General features: G+C 50.5%; 9 protein-coding genes. 7 read left to right on the top strand and 2 right to left on the bottom strand.

Features of this window, described 5'->3' with window-relative positions; all coding sequences use genetic code 11:
- Positions 1 to 154 precede the first annotated feature (154 nt).
- The gene (thrS, locus tag CA13_RS16535; protein WP_146398427.1) at positions 155 to 2365 is read left to right on the top strand and encodes a threonine--tRNA ligase; all 2211 of its coding nucleotides are present in this window, start codon (positions 155 to 157) and stop codon (positions 2363 to 2365) included.
- 127 nt (positions 2366 to 2492) lie between these two features.
- On the opposite strand, the gene CA13_RS16530 is transcribed toward thrS, so the two are convergent.
- Together CA13_RS16530 and CA13_RS16525 are read right to left on the bottom strand one after the other, a co-directional pair.
- A complete protein-coding gene (locus CA13_RS16530) occupies positions 2493 to 3182 on the bottom strand; it encodes a tyrosine-protein kinase family protein (protein ID WP_146398425.1) in 690 nt (229 codons plus the stop codon).
- Positions 3172 to 4779 (bottom strand): GumC family protein, encoded by a 1608-nt coding sequence (locus CA13_RS16525; RefSeq protein WP_146398423.1) that lies wholly within the window; start codon positions 4777 to 4779, stop codon positions 3172 to 3174. Before CA13_RS16525 ends, CA13_RS16530 begins: the two co-directional genes overlap by 11 nt.
- 322 nt (positions 4780 to 5101) lie before the next feature.
- On the opposite strand from CA13_RS16525, the gene CA13_RS16520 reads away from it, so the two are divergent.
- Genes CA13_RS16520 through CA13_RS16495 form a run of 6 tightly spaced genes read left to right on the top strand, consistent with a single transcriptional unit; the run spans position 5102 to position 12710 of the window.
- On the top strand, positions 5102 to 6238 hold the full coding sequence (locus tag CA13_RS16520) for a glycosyltransferase family 4 protein (RefSeq protein ID WP_146398420.1): 1137 nt from the start codon (positions 5102 to 5104) through the stop codon (positions 6236 to 6238).
- Positions 6235 to 7659: a lipopolysaccharide biosynthesis protein gene (locus CA13_RS16515; protein ID WP_146398418.1), complete on the top strand. Its 1425-nt coding sequence runs from the start codon at positions 6235 to 6237 to the stop codon at positions 7657 to 7659. Before CA13_RS16520 ends, CA13_RS16515 begins: the two co-directional genes overlap by 4 nt.
- A gap of 7 nt (positions 7660 to 7666) precedes the next feature.
- A complete protein-coding gene (locus CA13_RS16510) occupies positions 7667 to 9121 on the top strand; it encodes an O-antigen ligase family protein (protein ID WP_146398416.1) in 1455 nt (484 codons plus the stop codon).
- Positions 9108 to 10334 carry a glycosyltransferase gene (locus tag CA13_RS16505; protein WP_419194455.1) on the top strand — a complete coding sequence of 409 codons (1227 nt, stop codon included), beginning with the start codon at positions 9108 to 9110 and terminating at the stop codon, positions 10332 to 10334. Before CA13_RS16510 ends, CA13_RS16505 begins: the two co-directional genes overlap by 14 nt.
- A complete protein-coding gene (locus tag CA13_RS16500; RefSeq protein ID WP_146398411.1) occupies positions 10331 to 11485 on the top strand; it encodes a glycosyltransferase family 4 protein in 1155 nt (384 codons plus the stop codon). The genes CA13_RS16505 and CA13_RS16500 overlap by 4 nt, the downstream gene beginning before the upstream one ends.
- Positions 11486 to 11501: 16 nt before the next feature.
- On the top strand, positions 11502 to 12710 hold the full coding sequence (locus CA13_RS16495; RefSeq protein WP_146398410.1) for a glycosyltransferase family 4 protein: 1209 nt from the start codon (positions 11502 to 11504) through the stop codon (positions 12708 to 12710).
- Positions 12711 to 12859 lie beyond the last annotated feature (149 nt).

The following is a 12859-nucleotide window of genomic DNA, read 5'->3' as shown; positions in this document are numbered from 1 at the left end:
CTTCGACGGTGGTCCATTTTGGACAGGAAGATTTGCTTCTAGGAAAAACCGGGATTGACGGTTCACTAGGAAAACAATCATTCTTTGCCTCTTCGATCCATGCCTCCGTATCGCATGGACAATTCAAAAAACGCAATTCCTAGTGAAATCCGCCATGTCGACTGCATCGTCCGCGACCATCCAAGTTCAACTTCCTGATGGAACCATCGCCAAACACCCCGCCAACACCACCTCCATGGACATAGCCCGAGGGATCAGCGACGGGCTGGCTCGCAGCGTCATGGCTGCCGAGGTTTGCGGGCGAATCGTCGATGCGAACCGCCCATTAGGGGAGTTAGCCGAAGACGATTCGCCGATTCCGCTACGACTTTTGACTCCCCGTGATAGCGAAGCACTCGACGTTCTCCGTCACTCGGCCGCTCATGTGATGGCTCGCGCCGTCATGCGACTCTACAAGGGGGTATCGCTCGCGTTCGGCCCAACCACCTCCGGTGGCTTCTACTATGATTTTGATATCCCTGAGAAAATCAGCGAAGACGATTTCCCAAAAATCGAAGCCGAAATCAAGAAAATCATCAAAGAGAAAGAACCTTTTGAACGGTTCATTCTCGATCGCGACGAAGCAAGAAAACTTTGCGATGATTTGGACCAGGACCTTAAGGTCGAACACATCGACACGGGTCTAGGTGATCAAGCGACCGTCAGTTTCTATCGCCAAGGAGAATTCGTCGACTTGTGCCGTGGCCCCCATATTCCCGACGCCGGAAAGATCAAAGCGATCAAGTTGATGAGTATTGCCGGGGCGTACTGGAAAGGGGACGCGTCGGGACGCCAACTACAACGACTTTACGGCACCGCTTTCTTTGACAAAAAAGAACTGGCCGCGTACCTGGAACTACTCGAAGAGGCTCGTCGTCGCGACCACCGCGTCCTCGGCAAACAACACGGACTCTTCGCGATCAACCCGGAAGTCGGGCAAGGCCTATGCCTTTGGCTTCCTAAGGGCGCCCGCGTCCGCGCAACATTAGAAGATTTCCTGCGCAAAGAACTTTTGTCACGTGGTTACGATCCCGTTTATAGCCCTCATATCGGTCGCGTCGAATTGTATGAAACGAGTGGGCACTTTCCCTACTACCGCGAAAGCCAATTCTCACCCTTGTTCGGCAGCGAAGCGGGTGGCATGATCGATGCGTGGATGCAGCGACTTGAAACCGGCACGCTTGACGCCGACTCCGAAGAGAAGCTGATGGAAGCGGCAAAGGTACTCGGTGCCGAGATACCGGATTACAAACAATCGGCCACAAACGAAGCGAAGTTGGAAGTGCTACATCGTTGGCAAAAGGTTCACGAGCGATACTTGGTAAAACCAATGAATTGCCCGCACCACTGTCACATGTTCAAAGCACAACCGCGATCGTATAGGCAATTGCCGCTGCGACTGTTTGAATTCGGAACCGTTTATCGTCACGAACAAACCGGCGAACTGAACGGGATGCTCCGCGTCCGTGGACTCACCCAAGACGATGCCCATATTTTCTGTACTGCAGATCAAGTCGAAGCAGAGTTCAAAGCGACAATTGATCTGACCAAGTTCGTTCTCGAATCCGTTGGATTGAAGGACTACCGCGTACAACTTTCGTTGCGGGACCCAAAGAGCGACAAGTATGTCGGTAGCGAAGAGAATTGGAACCATGCCGAAAACGCATTACGAGGCGTGATGCAAAATTCCGGTCTGCAATTCAATGAAGAGGCCGGCGAGGCGGCATTTTACGGCCCCAAGGCTGACTTCATGGTCAGCGATTGCATTGGCCGGTCATGGCAACTCGGTACCGTACAACTCGACTACAACTTGCCCGAGCGGTTTAAGCTCGAATACACCGGTAACGATAACTCAACGCATCGCCCTGTGATGATTCACCGTGCTCCGTTCGGCTCGATGGAACGATTCACAGGAATGTTGATCGAACATTTCGCCGGCGCGTTCCCAATGTGGTTATCGCCCGAACAAGTTCGCGTTTTGCCGCTCAGCGACAAGTCGATCGATTATGCGGTCGCGGTTGCCAAGCAATTTGATGAAGCGGGTTTCAAAGTGACGATCGACAATAACGACGGAAAGGTGCAAGCGAAGATTCGCAACGCTCAACTAGATCTGGTTAACTACATGGCCGTTGTCGGTCCAAAGGAAGCGGAATCAGGGCAAGTAGCACTTCGTGACCGTATCGATGGCAACCTTGGATCAATGCCCATCGCGGAAGCAATTGCGAAACTAAAGAAAGAGACCGACGATCGAACCGTTCGCCAAGCGGTCGAAAGCAAGGTGAGTGCAACCGCCGTTGATTCGGGTTCAACCGGGCATGAGTACTAAGATGTAGCGAGAAATCGCCGTCTGAATAATACTTGTTTGAAAGCTGTCGGGCCGGATCCCTCGGGCTGAGTCCGCTAATTTGCCACAGACGGCCGGTTGGAACCGGCCGTACTTGTACCATGGTTGCCTACCACGCCAAGTCGCCTGCGTGTTTGGGGACTTTGTTATAGACCGCGCCGAGAAGATTCGCGTGGGCTCGGCGGAGTCGCGCCGAAGTGCGTTCGGCAATTTTACGGTCCACCCGATCCGCCTCGACAACCATCAATGCACCATCCATCCTACTAGCCAACAACGCACCGCTGGTCACGTTATTGGATGGTGGTAGATCGAAAATGATCCAACGAAACGTGTCTCGCCACTCGTCCAGAAGTTCGTCGATGGACGAGTTACTGTAGAGAGCCACTTCGCCATCGGCCAGTTTCCCGCTCAGGGTCAGAGAGAGACCTTCAAAGACAGTTGGCGTGATGCACTCTAGCGGCGAATGACCGCCCGACAGAGCGTTCTGGAAGCCTATTGTATTTTTGAGACCGAACACTTTATGCAAACTTGGACGCAGGTCATTCGCATCCACCAATAACACTGGACCAGACGCCATTCCGGCCACCGTCAACGCAATGTTCGCAGCAACGGTCGTGGTTCCTTCACCCGACAGAGAACTGGTAACTCCCAACACGCGTGAATCATCATCACGCTTGAAGGGATCCGACGCAGTAACCTGCCGGACAAGCGCCAAATAACGCTCGTCCAGATCGCCAATAGGAATGCGACTCGATCGCTTCGTTTTCTGTTCAACCGACATGTTCTGATCAACGGACATAGCTTGCACTTTTCGCGAGTTTAGAAATTTGCAATGGACGTGACTCTCGGGGCATAGCCGCCAACACCGGAACCCCCGTGACAGCCTCGACTTCGGCAGGGGACTTCAAATCGTTGTCGAGGTATTCCATTACAAACGCGAATGGAATTGCACCTAGGATCGATGCCAGTAAGCCACCTAGTGCCAACAGCATCCGCTTCGAATCCATCGGCTCACCCTGGAACGTTGCCGGTTGAGCAATATTGACATTGCTAATCTGCTGCTTAGTCAACGAGTGACCGATTCGGGATTGTTCAAGGCTATCCGAATAGGTGTCGTAACTACGCGTCAAAAACGCGACGTCTTGTGTTAGTTGGTCTAGTTGATTGGCCGATAGGTTAAGCGACTCCATTTCTTTGAGAAGACTATCCCACTGCGAATCGACCACTTGCAATTGCGATTGCAGGTCGGCAAGTTGCGATTGCTGCTGCTCAAGTTCCAAGCCCAGGGTATCGCGACTCAGGTTTCGCCCGTAGTGAAGCTCGGTACGGTCGGTTTGTTCTTGCTTAAAACGGTCTCTCATTTCGGCCAATTGGGCACGAATCGCCATCAAACTCGGGTGGTCGTCTTTGTACTGCATCGACGCTTTGCCCTCAGTGACTTCAAGATCGTAGAGTTTTTGCCGTATCCCATCAGTCGCCGCGTTGGGCATCCCCTCGTTTCGCTGGGTCAGCACAACTTCGTCGGCGGCATCAACGGCCTCTTTGAGTTTATCCCGTTTCGCGATCGTTCCGGCGAGTTCTCGTTTGAGCTGACTTCGCAGGGCCGCGACACTTGCTTTTTCATCTTCAAGGCGTTTGTATTCAGCTTCGACAGTGCCGATCCCAAGCTCGGTCCGCAGCGAATTTAATCGGGTCCGTTTTTCTTCGAGTAGATTTCCAATGCGTTCCTTTTCGGTCCGGAAAAAATCCTCCGATCCGGCCGTACTATGCAGCCGCATGTGTTCCTTGGTGTAAAGCCCGACCAAGCTCGACACGATCGACTGCGACAACTCAGGAGAATGAGTTTCAGCGGATATGGAAATCAACGTGGACCCTTCCTTCGAACCCACGCCAACGTATTCATTGATTGCCTTAATCGCTTCTTCGCGGCGACTCGCATTCCCATCCAACTTTGACGATCCGCCCGATGGTTCCATCCAACCTTTGATGGTCTCTTTAATGTTCTTCTTCGTATTGACCACCGCGCTCTTCACATGGTCAAGCGGCCCAGGGTTTTCGGGTGGCTGCAAAATCGTTTCGGCACCGATTTCGTCCACCACCTTCGATATCATCACTCGGCTCTTTAGCAATTCCGTGAGAGTGATGATCTCGGATTCGCGTGAAGCTTGCATGTTGAGCGTCTTTCCGGTCGCGACGACCGGGTCAAGCGAAACGCTCTCACGACCGACCAAAACCAACAATTTTGCTTCGGAGTTGTACTTACGGGGCAACAAGACAACGGCGACCGCAGTCAAGAAGACGACCGAAGCCATGAACAACAGAACTTTTTTGCGGTGCCGGAGCACCACCTTGACCATCTCTTGTAAAGAAGGTTCTTCGTGTGATCGGATCGCCATGACAACATCACCCTAGTCGTGATAACTTGGTTGTAATTAAGCGGTCCGCGTTTTCGGTCCGCGCTATATGAGATTAGAAACAAACGCGTAAAACCGAAGTGGAGACTGCCACCAATACTTCGGTTGGTTAAGCTAACTATAGTGGAAAAGTGCTGATTTTCTATTAGCATGGCTTTGGAAACGGTCAAATATTGACAAAATGGCCCGCTAGCTTGAATTTAATACGGCGGTCGTTTTGTTGGTTTTTCCGCGTGTATATTAGTCACCTTGGTCTAATCTCCATCGCAAGCAACCCATTCACCGCAAGAAACGTAGCGCACCGGTGCATCCCAAACGAATCTGCTTTGTATCCAACAATGTGTACGCTGCGCTGGCCCAAACATCGGTCCCCTTAATGGGCGGTGCGGAACTGCAACAGGCGATTATTGGGCGATGTCTTCAAAAAAACGGGCACGAGGTCTCGTTTGCCACGACAGTTTTTGACGGCCGGCGCGACGATGAAATAATCGATGGGATGAAGATCTATAAGACATTCGATTCCGAAGACGGACTCCCAGGACTCCGTTTGTTGCACCCGAGATTGACAAAGCTCTGGCAAACGCTGAAAAAGGCCGATGCCGACATCTATTACCAACGATGCGCCGATCGAGTGACTGGAATTTGCGAGCTTTTTTGCCGAAGGTACGGTCGCACGTTTGTCCATTCCGGAGCTCACGATTCCGATTTTTCCCCTCGACCCGATCTCCGAATGCGAGAAAGAATTCCCTATCAATGGGGGCTGCGCCGTGCCGATCTTGTCCTGGTCCAATCCGAGCAACAAAAACGATTGCTGAAACAAAACTACGGCAAGGACGGATACGTCTTGCCGAATGTATACCCCAAACGGTCGCTGACAACCTGCGAAGGTTACGTTCTTTGGGTGGGCAGCATGCGGGATTTCAGACGACCGATGCACTGTTTGGAAATCGCAAAAAGATTTCCTAATGTAAAATTTATCATGATCGGCGGCCCCGGAAACCGCGGTACCGCAATTTATGATCAAGTGCATCTCGAGGCCAAGAACCTACCCAATGTCGAGTGCCTTGGGTTCCAAACGCTCGAAGTGACCGAGCGTTATTTCGACGGTGCCAGTCTGCTGCTCAACACTTCGTCCGTCGAGGGTTTCCCGAATACATACCTACAGGCATGGTCGCGAGGCATTCCAACCGTAGGATTTTTCGACCCCGATAATATGATTGCCAAGAACGATTTTGGACGCGTGGTTTCCGAAGTATCCGAGTTTGGTGATTGGCTCGATTCGCTTCGCAATGCCCCACTCGATCAACGTCAACGCATCCAAGTGGGCTTTGAAAACCAGTTCACTCCTCAACGCTATGTCGATGGGTTCATTGACTTGCTGGATCAATTGGACCAACCGTCTACCGCAGATTCCTCGCTCGGTATGAACTGCGCACGATGACCAATTTCTCTACCACCGCAGCGTCCTCCGATGCAAAAAATCCGGACGCGGCACACATCCCGCCATCAGGCTGGGGACAACGAATCGGCGATTTACGACGCAGTAAATTTGTCAAGGATGCGATCGGCCTAACGACAGGCAAAGGGCTCAACTTGGTCCTCGGCATGCTGTCGACTTTGATCTTCGGCATCGTCTTTGCCAAACCCGAAATCGCGATGATCAGCCTATTCGAGATGCTTGTCGATTTGGTGATGGCGTTTGGCGTCAATTGGTCGGCCGCCGGAATCACGCGATTTGGCAAAGACGAACTGCATAAAAAACAAAGCCTGGCCTACACGTCGTCGACGCGGTTATATGTCCTAGTACCCATTGTCGTTACCGCAGTAATACTACTTTTGTTTTTCCGAACGAGCGTGCTCGACTACCTCGGGGCCGCCAACCCTGTTTTGATTTGGTATTTGATCGGCAGCTTAATTGTGTCGCTTCTTCACGATCAATTGACGACCATGCTTGCGACTCGCGAAAAACATTTTGCGAACGCTCTTTTTTACGTCGCCCAAGGAGTCGCGAAGCTCGTGATCCTGGCAACATTCTTGTCGGGGATCATTGAACCGAGTGCCATCGGATACGTTTCTGCGTTAATGTGGCTTAATGGTTTAATCCTATTGCTCCGTTTGCCATCATGCGGCAGTTCGTTTCTCTATCCTATGCAACGGGTTCGCAGCGAAGACCTACAAGCGTTCGTTCGTTATGTGGTACCCCAACTCTACGGCGTTGCTGGAATCTATGTCGTCAATTGGGTCGACGTCTATTTCATCCGAAAATATGGAACGCTCGACGCTCTTGGGGCTTACCAATTTCTGTATTCGATCTTTTTGAAATTCGCAGTATTTGCGTTTGTTGCAAATTCGATCCTGTTTCCAAGGATCATGGCTTGGAAAATCGAAAATCCCGATGCGATCGCTCGCTTTGCCCGAAAAGTACCTCATCTGGTTTTGATCGTAACTATCCTATGTTCCGGGTTGCTACTCGTACTATTTCCGCCCCTTTTTGACGCGTTCTTTGGAGACAAGTACGTGATGGGGTATGTTTCGTTTTCGCTGTTGATTTGCTCGTTGCCGTGCTACTTTATTAGCTACCTATTTATACCGGTTTTAAATAGCTATGACCGCGTCCGCTATGTCCAAAACATTAACATTCTGTCGGCAATCTGTAATTTAGTGGTCGACTATTTATTAGTTCCCAGGTTCGGGATTATTGGCGCGGCATTAGGTACGTTTGTGGCATACTGGGTCAAGGCAGTGCTGCTGATGATGCCTGTGCATGAATTGTTTGCATTAAGATGGCGATTGATTTTGTTCCTACACATTGTGTTGGCAGGTTACGTTGTATTTCGTTTTGTGGCGGCGGTAACTCTCTGATATTGCTATGGTGACTTTAACTCTGCTTGCCCAATTCGCCATCTTGTATGTGCTAATTGTCTTCGTCTGGCGATTACCGATTCTGTTTCGCTTGCTACTTGGTCTCATCATTACGTGGCCAACCCTTGGATTGTATGGTGAACTGCCGCTACCAGCAGGTATTCCCGACTTGAATTTTCAACGCGGTTACGTCGCGGTGTTGGTATTAGGCTATTTCATGTCGGTCGTACTCGAAAAGCGACAGTCGGCAAAGTCTCCCATCGATCAAACAGAGGCCCCACGCGATGTCGGAGTACCACACTTCTATCAGGACGTGAGTCCAACTTTCCCAATCTGGGTTGCTGCCTATGTCGGTTTAAAAGCGGTTTCGGTTGTCAATGGTCTCGTTTTTGGCACCGGAGGCTCGACAAGCATTACCGGATATATTGAAACGACACTGATCGCCGTGGTGGCATACTTTTTGGTCAAGCGATTTGTTGATTCGCGTGAACGATTGATGTGGCTACTCGGTGCAATCATTCTTTCTGCGTTGATCATTTTGGGCACAGGGGTGTACGAGCGAGTGTTGAACCTGGACGAGAGCATCTTCCCGGTCTCCGCTCACAATGAAGCTGGAAACACGCGAACGATGGATGTGCCCGGCGGGCGGGCGGCAGGAGTGATTGGAAATTCCGCCGTCTTTGGCGGGCTAATGGGAATGTCGTTGCTTGCCACATTGTGCATTGGCGTGAATGCAAAAAAAACTTGGCTGAAAATTTCGCTTGGGTGTATTGCGATGATTCTGGCCTACGGTGTGTTTGTGTGTTTCACTCGTTCCGCATGGCTGTCCGTTGCGATCGCTCTTGGTTTTTCCCAGTTCTACTTTAATGGGTTGTGGAAATTGACCGTTCCAATTGGGTTTGTCGTTACGTTTGCACTTTTGATTGTCTGGGGCTCACTCGCGAAAAGTGACGTGGTCCAAGGGCGACTATTGAACCAAGAAACCGTAACCGGTCGCGTCGAGCGTTTTGTTTGGTCGTGGCAACGATTCTTGGAACGACCGATTATTGGTCGCGGTCCTGGCTCTCTCAACAAATTGATGCAAGCCGAGTACAGTGAGGATGGTTTTGACACCTCACACAACACTTACATGACGATGATGGTCGACAACGGCGGGCTCGTGTTTATCTGTTTTTGGGGTGTTGTTTTTGGATGGTTATCCAAAGCGAAATCGATTCTCCTGTTGCAGGATCGCAAGAGTATTTTCTTCACTTCGGCTGCGTTTGAACGCAGTGTCGTAGCGGCGATGGTTGGATGCATAACCATTTATCTTTTGGCGGGCATGAGTCTAGAGATCAGCTACTTTTCGTATTACACTGTGATGTTTTGGATTGCCGGCGCGGTAATCGAACGGATGGTAGGTGCCACCGGTACCACCAGCGAGAAAACCGCATTGGAAGGTACCGCAAGTGCAGATCGATGATTCCCAGCCTCGTCCGCCATACAACCTGCACGACGCAAAGGTAGACGCCCCCCGAAAAACAAAGGTTGTCTTCGTTCAACATTCACTGCCTCGAGCTGGTGGTGCCGAACAGGTTCTTTACGATCTCATCTCGCGTCTAGACCAACAAACCATTGAACCTGTGCTGTGTTGCCTCTATGAACTAGGCGAACTCGGCCAACGCCTAAAAGACTCTGGTTGCAAAACGCACGAACATCTAGTCACGCAAAAACTTGATCCGCGAAATATCGGTCGAATCGCCAAAATCCTCAAACAAGAAAACGCTGACATTTTGTACGTGACCGATGCCTTTCACAACATGGTCGTCGGTCGACTTGCTGCATATTTTGCTGGCACGACCAAAACCGTGCTGGCGTTTCATTCGTTCGATACCGTGCTTCGTGATGGGGATAAAATGCCCTTTGCACGAAGACTCGTTCAGGGGTCCGCCGATCGAATGCTGCACCCAACCTATCATCGAGTGATCGCACTAGCAGAAGGCCATAAAGAATATTTGGCCTCGACAAAAAAAATCGCTGAAGAAAAAATCGCGGTCGTACATAACGGGATCGATCATCATCGGTTTTGTGTGACTCGTGACAAGAGCGAAGCACGTACAAAACTTGGACTACCGACCGACAAGCAGATTGTCGGTATCGTTGCTGCCCTGCGACCGTGGAAATCTCACGATAAGTTTCTCGAGTCGGCATCGAAAATTGCCAAAGAAGCTCCCAACACGCTGTTCCTAATCGCCGGACAAGGGAAAGAACGCGAAAACCTTGTAACGCTTACAAAGAAACTTGGGCTCGAAAAGAACGTTCAATTCATGGGGCAAGTATCCGACGTACCAACCTTTCTTCAATCGCTTGACATTTCTGTTTTGACGTCCTTTCACGAAGCCTTTCCGTTGTCGCTGCTCGAATCGATGTCTTCGGGATTACCGGTCGTCTCAACCGATGTTGGCAGCGTCAACGAAATCATCGATGACAGTGTGACCGGCTACTTAGTACCCTTTGGCGACACCGATCTCTTTGCGCAAAAAGTGGTTAGTCTGTTGCAGAATGGCGAGTTGGCCAAGCAACTTGGAGATGCCGGCCGTAAAAAAGTCGAAGACATGTTCACGGTCGATCACATGGTGCACCGAATGGAAACGATTTTCCATGATCTAGTAGCCTCTGACCGGGAGTCACGATGATGCAAACCGATCAGTCGATCCACGTTGGTGCCGTTGCATCGGTAAAACATGGCTTTGAGCACTTTGTCCATCGAGAACTTTCCTTCTTGGAGGATCGTGGTGCCACCATTAGTGTTTATCCAACGAAGTACCAAAATGGGCTCTACGGTCCTCGTGAAACTTGGAACGTCTATCGCTGGAATTTTCTTTCGCTGTTTTTCGCACAGTGGATAGTGCTGTTTTCACATCCGGTCAAGTATGTCCAGTTGCTCATTGAAGCGATCCGATATCGATCGGTGATTGATTTTGTGATCGCGGTTCACTTTTCAGGCAAGATGAAAGATGTCGACCTGATCTATGCCACCTTTGGTGATCGAAAGCTATTCATTAGCTACTTCTGCAAACAACTTCTTGGCAAGCCACTAATGTGTACGATTCACGCGTACGAAATATACGACAACCCTAATGAGGCAATGTTTGCTCGTGCAATCGCTGCGTGTGACCAGATCACAACCGTCACTGACTACAATCGCAACCAGTTACAACAGCGTTTTGGCATTGCCCCCGACAAGGTCGAAGTCGTACGACTATCCGTCGACTTGGAAACCTATCGACCGGAGGAAAAGTTCATCGTCCTGATCGTGGGTTACTTTGCCCAGAAGAAGGGGCACCGGATTCTGTTTGAAGCAATTCAAAAACTCAACGATGAACGATTTGAAGTATGGGTTGTGGGGACGGGCCGTGATTCAGTTGACTCGGTAGATCTAAAGGGTTTGGCGAAGGACATGGGCATCGAGTCCCAAATCGCATTCTTTGGAGGACTTTCGAATACGGCTTTACGAGCTGTCTATCATGCTTGTGATGTGTTTTGTTTGCCGAGCCATTTCGATGAGTTCGGTGCCGCTGAAGGTTTTCCGACGGTCATCATCGAAGCAATGGCGTGCGGCAAACCGGTCATCAGCACTCGCCATGTCGAGATCCCTGCGATTGTCGAGCAGATTTTGGTCGATGAGAAGGATGTCAATGGATTGGCGGATGCGTTGCTGCAGGTCTATCAATCGGAACCCCTACGACGTCAGATGGGAATTCGCAATCGTGAGATTGCCGAAGAACGTTTCTCACCCAACAATGCGAAACGAACCGAAGCGATCATGAAGTCACTTTGTAAGTAAGACCCTTGGATTCTCAATGAAATCGTCTGTGAAGCCGAATCGTATCTTAATGCTGCTGGAAAATCAGAGCTATCCTGATGACGTTCGCGTGATGCTAGAGGCCGAGTCATTGATGGCGGCTGGATACGATTTAACCGTGATTTGTCCAACCGGCGACTCGCAGAAGTGGGCCGAACGTGTTGCAGGCTGCCGCGTGTATCGGTACCCCCAGCCTTTTGAGGCACACGGTTTTCTCGGCTACGTTTTAGAATATGGGTACAGCTTAACCGCATTATTCTTAGGGTCTGTCTATGTCTTTGTGCGCCACGGTTTCGATGTGGTGCATGTTCACACACCGCCTGACATGACGGCCATGATCGCGATCTTTTACAAACTGCTGGGGAAATCGTTTGTATTTGATTTGCATGACCTCTCTCCTGAACTCTATTTGGCTCGCCGTGACGATAACCAGCCTAATTTCATCTACAAAGTACTCCGCTTTTTTGAGCGATTGGCGTGCAGATCAGCAAACCGATTGATCGCAACGAACGAAAGCCAAAAAAGCGTACAAGTCGATCGATGTGGTGCTAAAGAAGAACATTGCTACATCGTTCGCAACGGGCCGAATCGTCTTTTCCTGAATGACGTTCAGCCCAGTAAAGACTTGTTGGACCGTGGTAAAATCCTGTTGGGGTATGTCGGAGCCATCGGCATCCAGGACGGAGTTGACAACGTTATCCGAGTCGTGAAGGAATTGAGAATCGCTCACGGTCGTGATGATTTCCTGGCCGTCATTGTCGGCAATGGGCCAGCATTAAAGAGCCTCAAAGACCTAGCGGTTGAGTTGGACGTACAAGACTTAGTCCATTTTACCGGCGGCATTCCATTTACATCGGTTCCCTCGCATATCGCAGCGTTCGACATTTGCCTAACCCCAGACCCGAGCAACGCATACAACGACAGCTGTACGACGATCAAAACAATGGAGTACATGGCACTACGAAAGCCGACAGTATGTTTCAGCACGCGTGAAAACCAACTAACCGCAGGCGACGCGGCCTTCTACGCCCACAAAAACGATGTATCCGAGTTTGCCGATTTCGTTATCCAATTGATGGATGATCCATCTTTACGAGCGTCCATGGGCGAGATTGCTCGGTCGCGAATCGACAACGGATTGACCTGGAAGCATCAATCGGTGCACCTTGTCGCACTCTATGATGGTTTGTTCGGTATCGTCCGGTAGACAACGAAACGCAATTTTCCGATTTGATCGGTAGACCTCATCTACGCGAATCAGTGGCGAATCCACTGTGGTTTGTTCCAGTCCGAATTCTCCAGACTCACCCCAACGACGAGCAGCTCTCGCTGACCACCAGGCGACTGTCCTCTCGA

The sequence above is a fragment of the Novipirellula herctigrandis genome, from assembly GCA_007859835.1.
In the GTDB taxonomy this organism is placed as follows: Bacteria; Planctomycetota; Planctomycetia; order Pirellulales; family Pirellulaceae; genus Novipirellula_A; species Novipirellula_A herctigrandis.
The sequence above is the reverse complement of the archived record's forward strand: the minus strand, read 5'-3'. Positions and strand labels throughout refer to the sequence as shown.

Coding starts and splice junctions, on each gene's coding strand:
- CA13_RS16500 (WP_146398411.1), top strand. CDS start 10,331: ATGATGCAAACCGATCAGTCGATCCACGTTGGTGCCGTTGCATCGGTA.
- thrS (WP_146398427.1), top strand. CDS start 155: ATGTCGACTGCATCGTCCGCGACCATCCAAGTTCAACTTCCTGATGGA.
- CA13_RS16495 (WP_146398410.1), top strand. CDS start 11,502: ATGAAATCGTCTGTGAAGCCGAATCGTATCTTAATGCTGCTGGAAAAT.
- CA13_RS16530 (WP_146398425.1), bottom strand. CDS start 3,182: ATGTCCGTTGATCAGAACATGTCGGTTGAACAGAAAACGAAGCGATCG.
- CA13_RS16515 (WP_146398418.1), top strand. CDS start 6,235: ATGACCAATTTCTCTACCACCGCAGCGTCCTCCGATGCAAAAAATCCG.
- CA13_RS16510 (WP_146398416.1), top strand. CDS start 7,667: ATGGTGACTTTAACTCTGCTTGCCCAATTCGCCATCTTGTATGTGCTA.
- CA13_RS16525 (WP_146398423.1), bottom strand. CDS start 4,779: ATGGCGATCCGATCACACGAAGAACCTTCTTTACAAGAGATGGTCAAG.